Annotated in this window: 13 protein-coding genes; 7 read left to right on the top strand and 6 right to left on the bottom strand. The window is 62.6% G+C overall.

Annotated elements, in window-relative coordinates; genetic code table 11:
* Positions 1 to 13 precede the first annotated feature (13 nt).
* Complete coding sequence (locus tag BLS51_RS00630; RefSeq protein ID WP_090180038.1) at positions 14 to 571, bottom strand: SiaB family protein kinase; 558 nt, start codon at positions 569 to 571, stop codon at positions 14 to 16.
* Between the two features lie 12 nt (positions 572 to 583).
* Entirely contained in the window at positions 584 to 1,786 is a 1,203-nt protein-coding gene (locus BLS51_RS00625; protein ID WP_229207445.1) for a SpoIIE family protein phosphatase, read from the bottom strand.
* Positions 1,787 to 1,990: 204 nt separating this feature from the next.
* Here BLS51_RS00625 and BLS51_RS00620 point away from each other — a divergent pair, with 204 nt between their 5' ends.
* From BLS51_RS00620 to BLS51_RS00590, 7 genes are all read left to right on the top strand, one after another.
* Positions 1,991 to 3,610 carry a methyl-accepting chemotaxis protein gene (locus tag BLS51_RS00620; RefSeq protein ID WP_090180044.1) on the top strand — a complete coding sequence of 540 codons (1,620 nt, stop codon included), beginning with the start codon at positions 1,991 to 1,993 and terminating at the stop codon, positions 3,608 to 3,610.
* 129 nt (positions 3,611 to 3,739) lie between these two features.
* Positions 3,740 to 6,718 carry a sensor histidine kinase gene (locus tag BLS51_RS00615; RefSeq protein WP_090180047.1) on the top strand — a complete coding sequence of 993 codons (2,979 nt, stop codon included), beginning with the start codon at positions 3,740 to 3,742 and terminating at the stop codon, positions 6,716 to 6,718.
* Positions 6,719 to 6,720: 2 nt separating this feature from the next.
* Complete coding sequence (locus tag BLS51_RS00610; RefSeq protein WP_175472478.1) at positions 6,721 to 7,407, top strand: CPBP family intramembrane glutamic endopeptidase; 687 nt, start codon at positions 6,721 to 6,723, stop codon at positions 7,405 to 7,407.
* Positions 7,408 to 7,483: 76 nt separating this feature from the next.
* A complete protein-coding gene (locus tag BLS51_RS00605; RefSeq protein ID WP_090180053.1) occupies positions 7,484 to 8,947 on the top strand; it encodes an alkaline phosphatase in 1,464 nt (487 codons plus the stop codon).
* A gap of 31 nt (positions 8,948 to 8,978) precedes the next feature.
* Positions 8,979 to 10,370, top strand: a complete 1,392-nt coding sequence (locus BLS51_RS00600; protein ID WP_090180056.1) for an alkaline phosphatase — start codon at positions 8,979 to 8,981, stop codon at positions 10,368 to 10,370.
* Positions 10,371 to 10,419: 49 nt separating this feature from the next.
* The gene (locus BLS51_RS00595) at positions 10,420 to 11,079 is read left to right on the top strand and encodes a hypothetical protein (protein ID WP_090180059.1); all 660 of its coding nucleotides are present in this window, start codon (positions 10,420 to 10,422) and stop codon (positions 11,077 to 11,079) included.
* Positions 11,080 to 11,164: 85 nt separating this feature from the next.
* The gene (locus tag BLS51_RS00590) at positions 11,165 to 12,511 is read left to right on the top strand and encodes an MATE family efflux transporter (RefSeq protein WP_090180064.1); all 1,347 of its coding nucleotides are present in this window, start codon (positions 11,165 to 11,167) and stop codon (positions 12,509 to 12,511) included.
* On the opposite strand, the gene BLS51_RS00585 is transcribed toward BLS51_RS00590, so the two are convergent.
* From BLS51_RS00585 to BLS51_RS00570, 4 genes are all read right to left on the bottom strand, one after another.
* Positions 12,508 to 12,918, bottom strand: coding sequence for a hemerythrin domain-containing protein (locus BLS51_RS00585; RefSeq protein ID WP_090180068.1), 411 nt, complete (start codon positions 12,916 to 12,918; stop codon positions 12,508 to 12,510). The genes BLS51_RS00590 and BLS51_RS00585 overlap by 4 nt on opposite strands.
* 16 nt (positions 12,919 to 12,934) lie before the next feature.
* The gene (locus tag BLS51_RS00580) at positions 12,935 to 13,216 is read right to left on the bottom strand and encodes a TehB family protein (RefSeq protein ID WP_090180073.1); all 282 of its coding nucleotides are present in this window, start codon (positions 13,214 to 13,216) and stop codon (positions 12,935 to 12,937) included.
* An 11-nt stretch (positions 13,217 to 13,227) separates the two neighbouring features.
* On the bottom strand, positions 13,228 to 13,608 hold the full coding sequence (locus tag BLS51_RS00575) for a group III truncated hemoglobin (protein WP_090180079.1): 381 nt from the start codon (positions 13,606 to 13,608) through the stop codon (positions 13,228 to 13,230).
* A gap of 73 nt (positions 13,609 to 13,681) precedes the next feature.
* On the bottom strand, positions 13,682 to 17,212 hold the full coding sequence (locus BLS51_RS00570) for a CHASE domain-containing protein (protein WP_090180082.1): 3,531 nt from the start codon (positions 17,210 to 17,212) through the stop codon (positions 13,682 to 13,684).
* Between the last annotated feature and the right edge of the window lie 9 nt (positions 17,213 to 17,221).

Raw genomic sequence — 17,221 nt, 5'->3', positions numbered from 1 at the left:
TTCTCGTATTTGTTCAGATAATCGCTTTGATACAGAAGACGGTGGATTCGGGATCGTGCTCGTCCGGCACGAACTCGAACTCCAGCGGCTCGCTGGCGTCGCGCGCCATGGTCAGGAAGCCCAGGCCGGCGCCCTTGCTGTCGGCCGGTGTTTCTTCACGCAGCGCCTTCTTGTAGGCCTGCTTGATTTCTTCCATGGTCATGGTGTGCAGCGGCTCCAGACGGCTGCGGATGCGCTCGACGTTAACGCTGTCAACCGGATTGGCGCACAGCAGGAAGAAGCTTTCGCCCTTCACGCCGATGCAGAACGAACCGCGACGCATCTGATTGTCCGTGGCATCGTGCGGCGTCAGCGTATCGGACGAATAGTGCATGATGTTCTGCGACATTTCAACAAACGACGAGAAGATCCTGCGGCGCGTTGGCCCTGCTGCGCCGGCGGTATCCAGGCGCGCCTTGATGGTCTCCGAAATGGCGGCCACCACGTGCTGCGAAAAATAGCCCACGTAAAAAAAGATGATGTGGCGCTTGCGGGCCACTTCATAAAAATCGCTGAATTCTTTGTACAACAAGTGATGCTCCTCTTAGGGGCGTAAGCAGAAAAAGGTCAGGTCGTCGCGGCGCGGCTGTTCGCCTTGCCACGCCTGATAGTCGTCCAGCATCGCCTGCGCGACATGGCGTGCGCATTCGGTGCGATGGGCCAGCAGCACGTCGCGCATGCGGCGCTTGCCGTAGGCGATGTCTTTGGCGCCGCCGATCTGGTCGATCAAGCCGTCGGTGGTCAGGAACAGCAGGCTGCCTTCGGCGATCTGGATGATTTTATTGGTCCACTGGTAGTCCATCGGCGTGTCGATGTAGCCGACGCCCATGCGCTCGCCGTCGACAGTTTGTACCGCCTGCTGATCCGGATCGAGCTGGAACAGCGACAGCTTGGCGCCAGCGAAGTGCAACTGGCGCGTGGCGTTGTCGAACCACAGGAAGGCGGCATCCAGGCCGTCGTTGGATTCAGCCTGGTCGTGGCCCTCGACCTGGCCCAGCATGCTCTTGACGCCGCGATTGACTTCGGCGATCAGCCGCGACGGATCGCGCGGGCCCAGTTGCTGCAAGGCCTGCGCCAGCGTCGATGACGAAATCAGCGTCATGAAGGCGCCCGGCACGCCGTGGCCGGTGCAGTCGGCGATGGCGGCAAACCAGCCATCCTCGTATCTGGCGAAGTGATAGAAGTCGCCGCCGACCACATCGCGCGGCTGCCATTCCAGGTGGGCGTCGTCCAATGCGTCGGACAGCGCCAGGTCGGATGGGCGCAGCAGCGAGCGCTGGATTACGCTGGCGTAGTCGATGCTGTGCATGATCTGGCGGTTTTTCTCGGCCTGCATATTGGCCACCACATTCATCAGCTGCAGGCCGAAGCCGACTCCAGCCAGGGCGCCGTCACGCGTTACGATAAATCCGTCGGCCAGCGCCTTCTCGCCGGATTCGACGGCGCGGAAGGTCAGTGCTTCGATGGTCATGTTGGCGTCGACGATCAGCGGCTCCTTGTCCATGAAGGCGATGCAGCTTTTTTTGCCGTATAGCTCGTGGTAGAAAGGCTTGGACATCTGCGACATGAAAATGTTTCGGCTGATGAGGCCGATCGGGCGGCCCATTTCGATCACAGGCAGGCTCATCAGATCCCGGCGTTCGGTGAACAGTTCCAGGACGGCGAAGTTGGTGGTGTCGGACAGGACCGAGATCGTCTCCACGCACAAGTCGGCGGCGATGGACAGACGAAAGCGAGGCAGGTGCAAACGAGAGGCATTGAACTCCACGGCCGGAAACCCTTTATCAACACTGAGCATTGCATACTACAAGGCAATTGTTACGACATCATTACATGTTGTATAACAGAAAATATTTCACGCCCATTGCCGTACGGTAATATTGGCGTCATATTGGGTGTGTAAATTGGTGAGAATTCGCCTGAGCGGCGCATTTTTACTCACTTTACGGCTATGAAATTTCCTCGACTGAATACCGGCATACGGGTGGTGGCATCGTTTGCTGCCCTGTTGTTTTTGATGGCATGCATGTCCGGCGTATCGCTATGGCGTCTGCAATCGGCCAATGAAACGACCTCCAACCTGGTGCACGAAAAGCTGGCGCGGCAGCAGCTGACGTCCGAGCTGCTGGGCGTGACCGAACTGAATGGCTTGCGCGCCATTTCCATCGGGCGCAGCGACAGCCTGGAGGTGTCCGACATCTTCCAGGCCCAGCTGACCGCAGGCGACAAGCTGGCGGCCGAGATGGAGCGCAAGCTGGCGGCCATGCCGGCGGAAGGCGAGGAGGCCGGCTTGTTGCGCGCAGTGGCCGCAAAGAAAGCGGCATTCATGGCGATGCGTGGCGAGCTGTTCAAGTTCAAGGACACCGGGCGCATCCAGGAAGTCAGCGACCTGCTGGATAACAAGTGGCCGGCCGCGTTCAAGGCTTATGCTGGCGCACTGGACAAGCTGCTGGCGTACCAGACGCAGCAAGCGAAAGCGCTGGCGGACCAGTCCGAGCGCCAGTACACCGGCAGCCGCGCGCTGCTGATCGGCCTCGGCTTGGCCACGCTGGCCTTGGGCGCTGTGCTTGCATGGATGCTTACGCGTAGCATCGTGCGGCCGCTGACGCAGGCGGTGGCGCTGGCCGAGCAGGTGGCCGGCGGCGAATTGCGTGCAGCGATTTCGCACGGGCGTACCGACGAAATTGGCAAGCTGTTCGACGCGCTCAGCCACATGACGGCGCGGCTGGCCGATACGGTCGGCCGCGTGCGCGATGGCGCGGTGGCGATTGATTCCGCCTCGCGCGAAATCGCCAACGGCAATATGGATCTGTCGCGCCGCACCGAGCATCAGGCCGGCGCGCTGGAAGAGACTGCGTCGGCGATGGAGGAGCTGACTTCGGCGGTCCGGCAGAATAGCGGCAACGCGCGCGAGGCGAATCAGCTGGCGATGTCTGCGTCGGCGGTGGCCGGCAAGGGTGGGGCGGTGGTATCGGAAGTGGTGCGTACCATGGCCAGCATCAATGAATACGCACACAAGATCGTCGACATCACCAGCGTGATCGATGGGATTGCGTTCCAGACCAATATCCTGGCCCTGAACGCGGCGGTGGAGGCGGCGCGCGCCGGCGAGCAGGGCCGCGGTTTTGCTGTGGTGGCGGGCGAGGTGCGCAACCTGGCGCATCGCTCCGCGGAAGCCGCCAAGGAAATCAAGAAGCTGATTAACGATTCGGCGGAACGCGTGGCCAACGGCGCCGAGCTGGCCGAGACGGCTGGCGCAACGATGAACGAGATCGTCGACAGCGTGAAAAAGGTGACGGCCATCATCGGCGCGATCAGCACCGCCAGCAGCGAGCAGGAACACGGCATCCAGCAAGTCAACACCGCGATCGGCGATATGGACAACGTGACGCAGCAAAACGCCGCGCTGGTCGAAGAAGCCGCAGCTGCTGCCTCCGCCATGCAGGCGCAGGCGCGCGAACTGGCGCAGCTGGTTGGCTCCTTCAAGCTGGACTCGGCCAGCGTGCAGCCCTTGCCAGCGCGGGTCTCGCTGCCGGCTCCGGACGACTTCGACCTGCGCCGCGCCGCTTAGACGCTGCAGTGGATCGCCGCAGATGGCTAGCCGCTGGCTTTGCATTTTTTTTGCAGTTGTCGTAGTTGTTGACGCATTTATAGTGTTGCTCTTCGGGTAAGATGGCGATTTAAATCTATCTGAAGTGACATGCCTCAGCCTCAACGCGTCAGTGTCTGCGCATTCCTGCGCACCGTCGTCTATTGCTTGCTCCTCTTCGTCACTTGCACCAAGGCGGCGACCGAGACGCCAAGAATCTCCCTGCACCACACCAGCTGGCTGCCTAAAGACGGCGCGCCGTCGTATGTCACATCGCTGGCGCAGTCGCCCGATGGCTGGCTGTGGGTTGCTTCGTCAATCGGCCTGTATCGGTTTGATGGTGTGCAGTTCGAGTCATTTCCCGTCAGCGGCACCGAGCAATTGCTGTACACCGACATCAGCAGCGTCAGGGTGCTGGGTAATGATGTCTGGGTTGGCTATCGATACGGCGGTGCTTCACTTATTCGCCAAGGGCATATCGCCAGGCACTATCCGGCAAATAAAGACGGACTGAATGGCACGACCTGGGATTTCACCAAGGATGCCAAAGGACAGTTGTGGGCTGCCACGTCGCGCGGTTTGTTCGCGCTGAAAGAGGATGGCTTTCATGCCGTGCCAGTTGACCTGGGCAGCCAGCTGGGTGTCATCCAGATGCTGTTCGACCAGCGCGGCGGTTTCTGGCTGCGCAGCCCGACCAGCGTCTATTACAGTGAAACCGGCGCGGCGCCATTCAAACTGGTGGCGGACAAGCTGGGCTGGGGTGGACTGATGCTGCATCCGGACGGCAGCGTGCTGGGCAATGATCACGGCGCTGGCGGCATCCGCCTGCTACAACCGCCGCAGACGGGCGCCGTCAAGGACTGGCGTCCCGCGCCCGGACCAACCGGCCAGATGGCCACCGACCGGGCCGGCCGCCTGTGGGATCTGCGGGCCGATGGCGTTGAGATGCTGAGTGCAGCGGCAGCCTCGCAAGGCCTCAGCTTCCAGCAGGGCTTGAGCGGCGAAACAGGCACTGCGATCCTGGTCGACAAGGAAGGCAATGTCTGGGTGGGCACCAATGGCGGCCTGGATCGCTTCCGCGAAAACAAGTTGACGGTCTATCCGGCCGTACCATCCCAGGCGCAGGCGCTGCCGCTTGCGGTCGGCAAGAATGGTGAGGTGTGGAGCGACAAGCAGGTGTTCGATAGCGCTGACGCGCCGCCAGTCATTTACGACAAGGCAGCGCCAACCTCCACCAATTTTACGGTGGCGGATTTTGTTGACGCGCAAGGACGTTACTGGACAAACAGCTTCGACGCGCTCAGCCGCATCGAAAGAAGCGCCGGGGGCTTTACGCGCACGGTGGTTCCACCGCCAGCCGGATTGCCGGAAGGCGGCAACATCCCCGGCCCCGGTCTTGCGGCCGACGCGGACGGCGGCATTTGGGCGATCTTCCGCGCCAATCTGTATCGCTACAAAGATGGCGAGTGGCAGCGTGATGGCGGTCGCAAGGATTTACCGAAAACCGGCTACACCAGCATCTATAGCGCGCCAAATGGCGTGCTGTGGTTTGGTACACGCAAGAATCTGATTTTTTCGCTGCGCGGCGCTGACTTGCTGGTCTATGATGAAAAGGATGGCGTCAATCTGGGCGCCATCAGCCAGTTCTATTCAGACGGGCCAACGCTCTGGGTCGGTGGTAATAATGGGCTGATGTTCAGCGATGGCCGCCACTTCTACAAAGTACAAGGCTACGGCCAGCAGCAGTTTCTGGGCACGACCGGCATAGCCCGTTCGGCTGACGGCGACCTGTGGCTGAACAGCGGAGCCGGCGTATTCCGCATTCCGCTGAAAGAGCAGCAGCATCTGCTGAAGAATCCGGCGTATCAGGTGCGCTTCGAGGTGTTGAATCATCAGGACGGTTTGCGCGGTGTGGCGGCGCAATCGGGTGGCCCAAGCTCGATCGTTTTCGCGCGCGGCAAGATATGGCTGGCGACGACATCCGGGGTATTCTGGGTTGACCCGGCTCATGCCGTGCTGAACAAGGTCAAGCCGACGGTGGTGATGAAGGATCTGATCGCCAACGATGTCCACTATGGCGCACAGTCCGGCGTGACGCTGCCGGCAGGAACCACCCGCGTGCGGATTGACTACACGGCATTGAGCCTGACCATGCCGGAGCGCATGCGCTTCCGTTACCGGCTGCACGGTGTGGATGAGTATGAGCAGGATGCAGTCAATCAGCGCTCGGCCGTGTATACCGAGCTTGGACCGGGCACGTACCGGTTCGAGGTTCAGGCATCCAATAATGACGGCGTCTGGAGCGACACCGGCGCGGTGATGGAGTTCTCCATTCAGCCGGCCCTGGTGCAAACGTGGTGGTTCAAAGCCGCAGGTTTTGGCATCTTGTTGCTGATTGTCTGGGGTGTGCACCGGCTGCGTTTGTACCACGTTGCAAGGCAGGTGCGGGTGAAGTTCGAGGAGCGCCTGGACGAGCGCGAACGCATCGCACGGGAACTGCACGACAGCTTGTTGCAATCTGTTCAGGGCATGGTGCTGATCATCAGTAACGCCGCGCAGCGGCTCACGTCGCCCGAGGAAAAAGCCAGCATCGATAAGGCGCTGGAGCGTGCCGAGCTGGCAATACAGGAAGGACGCGACCATGTTCACGCCCTGCGCCAGGCCGACAGCCCTGGCGAACTATTCGACCGACTTGCGTCGTTCGGCGCGCAGCTTGCGGAGCAGGGCGAATGCGCTTTCATTCCCGTGCTGAGCGGCGATCTGCGCCGCCTGAATACCATTGTCGGCGAAGAGGTGCGCGCCATCGGCAAGGAGGCGTTGGCGAACGCTTTCCGCCATGCGCAAGCGACGCGTATCCAGGTGGAGGTCCACTACGGCGCACGCGAATTCCAGCTGGTGGTGACGGACAACGGCCAGGGTATTCCAGACAGCGTGATGGCCGCTGGTGGCCGTGAAGGACACTGGGGCTTGAAGGGTATGCATGAGCGCGCCAAAAAAATCAATGCCGCGCTTGTATGTCAGTCAAGTCCGGAGAATGGGACGCGCTGGCTGCTAACCTTGCCTGCGCGGCTGGCTTACGCGGACCAATGAGCATGCTGAATTATCTGCTCGCGATCTATTTGTTGCTTGTGCTGCCGGCTCAGAGCTTGTGGGGCAGTCTGCGCACCGAATCCGACAAGCCACCGCGTTCATCGATGCGCCGCTATTGGTCGATGAGTTGGCAGGTGCTGGTGATGCTGGGTGTACTGCTGGCGGGTTCATGGCAAGCCGGCTATACGGCCAACGACCTCGGGCTTGATATCCCATTGTCGAACGCCGGCGTGTGGGGCCTGGGCTTTGCGATTTTGCTTTTTGCCGGACTGGCGATCGCCAGCCGCGTCATGGAGCGCCGCTATACGCCTGAGAAAATGCTGGACTATGAGCGCAAGCTGCTGGACTCGCCATTTCCCTGGCCACGGACGCGCGCCGAGATCGCCGCCTTCATCGCCAGCATGACGGTGATGACGGCCGGTTGGGAAATCCTGTATCGCGGCTTCATTCTACTGTTGCTCACGCCGTACACCGGGCTTCCGGCAGCGATCGCCATCTCGGCCTTCGCTTACGGCGTCGCGCATGGATACAAGTCGCCAACGCAACTGATCGGTTCTGTCATTTCCGCGTTCATCTTTACCTGTGCCTATGTGTTGACCCACAGCCTGTGGTGGCTGATCGTTATTCATGCGGGTTTTCCACTCGGTATGCTTCCGTCGGTGCTGCGCGCTTATCGCCGTCAAGGATAGCCAATCGGCAACCGTCATCGGCTTGTCATAAATGCTTGTTATCTTGCAAATCTTTATAACAAGCTGGATAGCCGACATGAACCGTAAGTCTCTTCTGATCGCTGCACTGAGCGCCGCTTTCCTGGCCGGTTGCAGCAGCAGCGATAACGATACGCCCGCCACCACCACGCCAACCACGCCACCTGTGGCGGCCGCGCCGAAGAACGTCATCTTCTTCCTCGGCGACGGCATGGGCCTGACCACCATGACCGCAGCGCGCATCTACTCGGTCGGCGAGGACGGCGAGCTGACCATGGACACGCTGCCTGAAACGGCCTTCGTCAAGACCTTCTCCAACGACGCCCAGGTCACCGACAGCGCGCCTTCGATGGCAGCTTACATGACCGGCGTGAAAATGAACAACGAAGTGATCTCGATGTCGCAGAACACCACCGCCATCGATCCGATCAACGATGCCGCCGGCAACAAGCTGGGCAACAACTGCGGCGCCAGCAACGGCACCGCCGCCACCACGCTGCTGGAACTGGCCAAGACCGCCGGCCTCGGCACTGGCGTGGTCAGCACCGCGCGCATCACCCACGCGACGCCAGCCACGACCTATGCCCATATCTGCCACCGCGATCTGGAAAACGACATCGCCGCAGCGCTGGTGCCAGGCGGCGCCGGCTACAACAGCGCGCTGGGCACCACCGGCCTGGACGTGATCGTCGGCGGCGGCAGCCAGTTCTTCAAGCCGGTCAAGGACGGCGGCAAGCGCGCCGACGGCCGCGACCTGATCGCTGAGCTGAAAGCCAAGAGCTACGCCTACGCCAGCACCGGCACCGAGTTTAACGCCATCGACGGCACCAAGACCGACAAGCTGCTGGGCCTGTTCACCGCCAGCCACATGAGCTATGACCTGGACCGCGACGCAGCCAAGGAACCAAGCCTGGCCGAGATGACCACCAAGGCCATGGATGTATTGGCCCGCAACAGCAAGGGTTACTTCCTGATGGTGGAAGGCGGTCGCATCGACCACGCGCTGCACGAAACCACCGCCAAGAAAGCGCTGCAGGACACGGTCGCCTTCGACAACGCCATCAAGGCCGCCATCGCCAAGGCCAAGCTGACCGACCCGACGCTGGCCAACACGCTGATTGTCGTCACCGCCGACCACGACCACACGCTGGTGCTGAACGGCTACGCCAAGCGTACCGGCAAGACCACCGCTGCCAACGCCGGCGTGCTGGGCGTGGTGAAAAACTATGTCACCGGCGCGGTCGACAAAGACCTGGACGGCGCACCGTATTCGATCATCGGCTTCGGCAACGGCGAGAACCGCACCCAGGGCAGCCGCGCCAGCCAGGCGTCGCTGGACGAGAGCGTCACCGGCGCCAATCTGTACCACCAGGAAGCGGCGATCCGCGTCACCGCCGGCAATGAAACCCACGGCGGCACCGACGTGTTCCTGGGCGCCATCGGCAAAGGTTCGGAGACGTTCACCGGCACCATCGACAACACCAAAGTGTTCTCGCTGGTGAAAACCGCAGCTGGCCTGTGAGTCGCTGCATACTTTAAGAACGGAATAACACATGAAACGTACTCTCGTAGCCGCCGCGCTGGCGCTGTCCTTCACCCAGGCTGCGTATGCAGCGGGTGAGGCCAAGAACATCATCTTCTTCCTCGGCGATGGCATGGGCCCGTCGACGATCACTGCCTCGCGCATCTATAAATATGGCGAAGCCGGCAGCCTGACCATGGATACGCTGGAACGCACCGCGCGCATCAAGACCTACTCGAACGACGCGCAAACCACCGACAGTGCACCGTCAATGGCCGCCTACATGACCGGCGTGAAGATGAATAACGAGGTCATCTCGATGTCGCCGGAAACCGTCGCCACCAGCCCGGGCAAGGACGCCAACGGCAACCTGGGCGTCAACAACTGCGCCGCCACCAATGGCGCCAGCGCCACGACCATCCTGGAACTGGCCAAGGCCAAGGGCAAGGCGGTCGGCACCATCACCACCACCGAGCTGACCCACGCCACGCCGGCGACGGCCTGGTCGCACATCTGCAACCGCAACGCGCAGTACCATATCGCCGCGCAGCTGGTGCCCGGCGGGACCGGCTTCAACAGCGCGCTGGGTGATGGCGTCGATGTGCTGATGGGTGGTGGCCGCAATCACTTCACGCCGTACAGCGCCACCAACACCACCGGCCGCGCCGATGGCCGCAATCTGCTGACCGAGCTGGCCGCCAAGGGCTACACCGTGGCCGCCAACAAGGCCGAGATGACTGCCGCCACCGGCAAAAAGTTCATAGGCCTGTACAGCAGCAAGAGCCACCTGGAATATGAACTGGACCGCAGCGCCACGCCGCCACTGGGCGAGGGCGCCAGCCAGCCTAGCCTGGCCGAGATGACCGTCAAGGCCATGGACCTGCTGTCGTCCAACACCAATGGCTACTTCCTGGTGGTGGAAGGCGGCCGTATCGACCACGCGCTGCACGGCACCAACGCCAAGCGCGCGCTGAGCGACACCATCGCCTTCGATGACGCCATCAAGGCCGCGCTGGACAAGGCCAAGCTGACCGACCCGACGCTGGCCAACACGCTGATCGTCGTCACCGCCGACCACGACCACACGCTGGCCTTCAACGGTTACGGCAAGAAGGGTAATCCTATCCTGGACATCAACCGTGGCTACCGCGACAACCAGCCAAGCAAGGATGCCGACGGCAATACCTACACCACGCTGGTGTTCGGCAACGGCCCGAACCGTCCGAACACCCGCGCCAGTCTGGACAGCGCAACCGTGCTGGCGGATAACTATCTGCAGGAAACCGGTGTGCGCCTGGCCAGCGAAACCCATGGCGGTGGCGACGTCAAGCTGTTCGCCACCGGCGCCGGCGCCAAGCCGTTCAAGGGCACGCTGGACAACACCAAGGTGTTCAGCCTGCTGAAATCGGCCTTCGGCTTCTGATGACAGAGGGGGCGGGCGCTGCCTGCTCCCTGTTTACTTAAAGAGTTGTATGAAAAAACTGTTACTGCTTGCAGCCACGTTGAGCGTGGCTATTTGCGCTTCCGCCACCGATCTGGACCTGAAGATCGCCTACTACAGCAAGGTCGTCACGCCGGAAGGCGTCACCCGCGAAGCGCGGTACGAAGAGAAAATGCTGCGCCGCGCCGGTCACGTCTGGACCATGCGCGTGCTGCCGGCCCATGCCGCCCATGATGACCACCAGTCCGGCGCGCACAAACACTTCAACCACGTGGTGCTGGCGCGCCATGTGATGCAGGAGGGCGCCAAGACGCGCATCGCATTTATCGATGCGCACGACAAGGACGTGGTATCCATCCCGCCAGCCGAATATGGCAACGTCAGCTTCGACGGCTCCTGGGATCACGCCTACTATCTGCTGGACAGCAAACGCCTACAGACCATGAAGCTGTCGTCGCGCGCTTCGACCGTCGCTGGCGCCCGCTGGCGCGAACGCGAAGACAAGAGCCTGTTCGAGCGTGTGCTGTGGGACGAGCAGCGGCAGATCCCGCTGGTCATCGAAAGCGGCGACAAGGCGGGCACCTTCGTCAATCGCGTGGAAATCGCCGTACAGCCCGGCCTGACCCGCGATTTGCCGTGGCAAAAGCTGAAAGGCTATTCGCAAAAAGAGTATTCTGACTTTCTGGATTGAAACTTGATATAAACTACGGCCAGTTGGCAATAATTTATATCAAAATTTCATGTCTTCCTCCCGAACGCTCGTCCAGACGCCCCCGATGTTCAACCTTGCCTGGCCCCTGCTGGTGGAATTGGGGCTGGCGATTGCTTCCAGCATCATCGGCACCGCGCTGGCCTCGCGCATTTCGGATGAAGCGGGCGGCGCGTTTGCGATCGCCAGCCAGGTCTCGGCCGCGCTGTTCATCCTGTTTCGCATCATTGGCGCCGGCGTCAGCGTGGTGGTCACACAGAATATCGGCGGCGGCCAGCGCGAGGCGGCCAACAAGGTCGCCCGTGCGGTGGTTGGCGCCAGCACCTGGCTGGGCGCGGTCACCGCGCTGATTGCGATGGCCGGCTCGCACGGCCTGCTGCATCTGCTGAATACGCCGGCCGAGGTATTCCCGCTGGCCGCGCCTTTCCTCATCGCGCTTGGTCCGGCCATGCTGTTCGACGCATGGAATGCCTCGATGGCCGGCGTCATGCGCGCCCATCTGCGCACGCGCGATACGCTGGTGGTGCTGATCATCATGCATGTCAGCCATCTGCTGCTGGCGCTGCCGCTGATGTATGGCTGGGGACCAATACCCGCACTGGGCTTGCCTGGCTATGCGGTGGCGCTGACCATCAGCCGCATGGTCGGCCTGGCACTGCATTTGGTGATGTGGCGCGTCCACCTGGGCATTACGCTGGTACGCGAGGACTGGTGGCGGCTGCCGCGTCGCGAGCTGGCGGCGGTGCTGCATATCGGCTTGCCGGGCGCGGCCGAGAACATCGCCTGGCGCCTGGCTTTCATGGTCAGCGTGGCGACGGCGGCGGAACTGGGCGCCAAGGCGCTGGCAACGCAAGCTTATGTGCTGCAGCTGATGGGCGGTGTCATGATGTTCAGTATCGCCACCGGGCTGGCGGTGGAGATTGTGGTCGGTTATCTGATTGGCGCGGGCAAGCTGCGCGAGGCGCACCGTGTCGTCAAACGCTCGCTGGCGCGCGGCCTGATGGTGTGCCTGCTGATCGCTGCCTGTGCGGCCTTGCTGGGCCAGTGGCTGCTGGGCTGGTTCACGCAGGATCAGGAGATTCTGGCCGCCGGCGCCACGCTGCTGTGGATCACCGTGATACTGGAGCCGGGCCGCACTTTCAACCTGGTGGTGATTAACGCGCTGCGCGCGGCCGGCGACGCGCGCTTCCCGGTGATGGCCGGTGCGTTCTCGATGCTGTTCGTGCTGGCAGGTGGCAGCTGGCTGCTTGGCGTGGTGCTGGGCTGGGGCCTGCCCGGTGTATGGATCGCCTACGCGGCCGACGAATGGATACGTGGCCTGATCATGTGGCGCCGCTGGCAAACCCACGCCTGGGTGCCGCACGCGCGCAGCTCGCGCAAGCGCTTGCGCGACCCACTGGTGATCGAAGGCTAGATCGCCTCGATCGCTGGATAGAACTCGCGGTCCTCGCGTTTCATGCGCTCATACAGCGCCTTGAGCACCCGATTGGCTTCGACGCGGAAGGTTTCCGGTTCCGCCGCCAGCAGGCGTGGCGTATTCCATTTGTTGGCGAAGTCCAGGTAGTTGCCGGCGATGCCTTCCATCTCGTCGCGGTATTGCTGGCTCATGCCGGCCATGGTGCGGTTGCCACTGGCTTCCAGCGCTGGATACAGCACACGATCCTCCACCGCCAGATGCAGGCGGATAGTGCTGCTCATCGCGACGATGTTGTGCGAGATATCCGTGGCGTGTTCGATGATGCCACGCTGGACCAGCTGGCGCAGGTTGGCGATGGCGCTGAGGATGTCGATGTGCTGATGTTTGAATTTGTCGATGTTCATGCTGCTGCTCCTTGGATTAGCGGTGGAAGTCCAGTTGAAAACGTACCGGACCGACCACCTGTACTTCGTGTTCGACATGCGGTTCGACGACACCGTGGTGCTCGGGCGTCAGCAGCACTTCTTCCGGCGGCACGCGCGGATCGGTGATGCGGTATATCAGGCTGCCTTCGAGGATGCGGATGCGCGCCCAGACATCGTCGGCGGTGGTGTGGCCGCGCTGGATGGCGGCTGGCACGCTGTCCTGGGTGAAGACAGGGGTGCTTTTGTAGAAAACGGCGTTTTCGGGGATGGTTTTCATGGCGTTGCTCCTTATGTTGACGAGACTTTGACTTCGCCGAAGAAGCCCAGTTGCAGGCTGGCGGCGATGCGGCGCGCGACGACCTGGAATTCTTCCGCGTCGGCCGGCGCGAACAGGCGGCTGGTGGTGGCGACAAACAACTCAAGCCAGCGCTGGAAATGCTCTGGCTTGATTCCATTCAGCAGCATGTGCTTGCCAAAGACATTGCCCTGGAAATTGCGGCTGCCGACCATCACGGTGGACCAGAAGTCGACCATGCGGGCCAGGTGCGGGTCCCAGTTGTCGCCAATGGCGGCGTCGAAGACCGGACCCAGGTCGGGATCGGCGCGCACGCCGTCATAGAACTCGTGGACCAGGGTGGCGATGGATTCTGTGGTCAGTGACAGGGACATGGCTTCGGGCTTTATTAAAGATATATGTGAAATACTACATTAAATTTCCACTGTGTGCACGCAACGGTCAAATTTAACCGGCGGTGGCGGCGTGTTGGGCGGGCGGCAGGTTGCGCGCGATCACCCGCAGCATTTCATCGACGTCGATCGGCTTGGCGATGAAATCGTTCATGCCGCAGCTGATGCAGTGTTCGCGCTCGGACGCCAGCACGCCGGCGGTCATCGCAAGTACCGGCAGATGCAGCCCGAGTTCGGTACGGATTTTGGTGGTGGCTTCAAAGCCGTCCATCTCCGGCATTTGCACGTCCATCAGCACCAGGTCGTAGCGGTGCGCTTCGGTGCGCAGATGGTCGACCGCGGCGCGGCCGTTGTCGACCGCCTCGATCAATGCGCCAGCGTGCCCCAGCATGGTGGTGGCGACCAACTGGTTGACTGGATTGTCTTCCACCAGCAGGATGCGCACGCCGTCGAGGCGCTGGCTGGGGGGCGTGCTCATTGCCGGTGCGGCGTCGCGCGTGCAGGCATGGGCCTGTTGCAGCGTTTCGGCCAGGCGCGCGCCGGTCACGGGTTTGAGCAGCACCGCGTCCGCAGCCTGCGCACCGTCGGTGTGCAGCAGCTTGCCCTGGCCGAAGGCGCTGATCATCAGGATCACCGGTGCCTTGGCGATGGCGTCATCGGCGCGGATCGCCTGCATAACAGCCAGGCCATCCATGCCTGGCATATTCCAGTCGACCAGCACGCCGTTGTAGCGTGCGTCGCGGCTGCGCAGCAGCGCGAGTGCCTGCTCGCCGGTGCTGGCGCTGTCACAGCTCCAGCCGCGCGCGCGGATGCTGCGGCACAGGTAGTCGGCGCTGGTTTCGTCATCGTCCACCACCAGCAGATGCTGCACGGGGGCGATGCGTTCGTGCGCTGTTTCCGTGCCAGCCTCCAGCGGCACGGTGACACTGAATGTACTTCCCACGCCGTGCGTGCTGCGCACGTCGATGCTGCCGCCCATCAGCGCGACGATGCGGCGTGATATGGCCAGTCCAAGGCCAGTGCCGCCGAAGCGTCGCGTCATCGAGGCATCAGCCTGGGAGAAGGGCGCAAACAGCTGCGCCAGACGGTCGGCGGGGATGCCGATGCCGCTGTCGCGCACCGTGAAGCGCAATGTGGCCGGCGCCTCGGCGAGTTCCACCAGCACCGACACCGAGCCCTTTTCGGTGAACTTGATGGCGTTGCCGACCAGGTTGACCAATACCTGCTGCAAGCGGTGGCTGTCGCCCACCAATGCTTGCGGCACACCCGGCTCGACGCCGATCGCCAGTTCCAGGTCTTTTTCGCCAGCGTTGACGGTCATGATGGTGGCGATGGCCTCCAGCATCGTGGACAGCTGGAACGGCGCCGGCGCCAGTTCCATGCGGCCGGCTTCAATTTTCGAGAAGTCCAGTACATCATTGAGGATGCTGAGCAGCGAGTTGCCGGATGAACGTATCATCTCGACATACTTCAACTGCTCGGCTGATAGCGTGGTGTTGCCCAGCAGGTGCGCCATGCCCAGCACCGCGTTCAGCGGCGTGCGGATCTCGTGGCTCATGTTGGCAACGAACTCGCTCTTGGCGCGGCTGGCCGCTTCCGCCAGGTCGCGTGCGGCGATCAGCGAGCTTTCCGACTGGCGTAGCGCACCAGTCATCTGATTCGCCAGCGCGGTAGCGTAGGCCTGGCGTGCCGTCAGCGCACGCACCACGCCAAAAAACAGCAGGCTGATGATCACGCCGGCCAGCAGCACGATGTGCGATTTCTGCCGGTCGATGGAGTTTTCAAATTCCGGTTGCGACGAGAAGCGCAGCGTCCATTGGTGATGCAGCAGTTCCAGCGGCATGCTGCGTTGGTAGGGATTTGGATACTGCTGCGGGTCTGCTGGCGATCGGTCACTGGCAAATAGCAGTGAAGCCGGCGTCGCTGCCGCGCCGTCGAAGATCTCCAGGCGCACCGTGTGATCGGCAGGGCCGAGCAGGTCGCGCATCAACTCGTCGGCGCGGATCGGCGTGTAGGCAAATCCTTGCAGCGCAGCGATGCGTTGCGCTGGCGTGGATTCCGGCGTCAGGTGCTTGTCCCTGGCGTAGACCGGGAAGTACATCAGAAAGCCGGGCAGGCTGGCGCGCTGTTCATCCTGCACCAGTACCACCTTGGCGGTCAGCGCCGGCGAGCCGCTGCGCGCGGCCTGCAGCAGTGCCGCCCGGCGGGTCGGTTCGGACATCATGTCGTAGCCGAAGGCGCGCAGGTTGCGGCCGGCGAAGGGTTCCAGGTACATCACCACCACCGACATGCCGGGGTCCTGTCCATGGTTGTTGTGCCAGATATGGAAGTCTTCGTAGCCCTGGTCGCGGATGTCCTTTTCGGTGACGGCGCGCTGGTCGGCGCGCAGGAACCTGCCGTAGCCCAGTCCCATTACGCCGGGGAAGTTGTGTGGCAAATCCATGGCTTCGGCAAAGTCGCGCCACTGGTCGCGGGTCGGGTCCTGCTGCGCCTTGAACAGCGCCTGCGCGCCACGCAGGCCGGATTCGTAGAGCGTCATGCGGCGCGCGATGCGCTTGGCAATGTCGGCGCACTCTGCCTCGAACTGCTCCTGCGCGCGGCGTTCGGTGCTGGCGGACAGCAGGTGCCACACCGCCACTGTCAGGCCGACGCCGATCAGCAGCGTGCCCCATTGCGCCGCACTGTAGCTGACCGCGTCGTCGCCGGCGCGCTTGCGCTCGCTGACATCGGCGCACAGCACCATGGCGATCAGGCTGCACAGCATGATGAAGCTGGCCAGCGCGATCAGCGCGTCGTTCAGCGTGCCGACCGCAAACGGCCCGCGTCCATTGATGGTGCCCAGCACCGCGCCGCCAGCCGCAATCATGCACACCATGCTGGCGCCGCGCAGGCCGTGGCGGTAGGACGACCAGGCAATCGCCAGCACGAACAGGTAGGGCAGCCATCCCAGGCCATCGTCAAACGAGTAGCGGCGGCCGAACACCAGGTAGGACAGCAGCACCAGCGCCAGCAGCGAAGCGCCGATTTCCAGCGCGCCGCGCCAACTCCAGCGCGGCAGGCGGCGCACGCACCAGACAATGATGGCCGGACCGACCAGCAGCACGCCGGCGGTGTCGCCGACCCACCACGTGAGTGCTACCGCGCCGTAGGACGACAGCGGGACCAGGCCACACAGCACCAGCGTGGTGCTGCCGATACCGGCGCTGACCGCGCACATGGCCATCGCCACGAGCGCGAATTTATACACATTCTGCTGTTGGCCGATGGGACCTTTGACATCGAAATAGCGCCGTACCATCCACGCGCCCGACAGCCCCTCCAGCACGTTGCCGAAGGCGATGCACAGCGAGGCAAAGATGGCATTGCCGTGCAGCGTGACGCCGTTGCCATAGAATGTGGTGAGGTTGGCGATCAAGGCTCCCACGAAGATAGCTGGCCAGGCGCGGTAGCCGATGACCAGCAGCGCGGCAAAGGCGATGCCCGACGGCGGCCATACGGGCGTCGCATTGGTATGCGCGAACGCCAGCAGCAGGCTGGCGTGGGCGGTCATTGCATAGCACAGCGTAAGCAGCACAAGCGCGCGCATGGCGATGTT

It is taken from the genome of Duganella sp. OV510, assembly GCF_900100205.1.
GTDB lineage: Bacteria > Pseudomonadota > Gammaproteobacteria > Burkholderiales > Burkholderiaceae_D > Rugamonas.
This window is presented reverse-complemented; position numbering and strand designations above follow the sequence as displayed.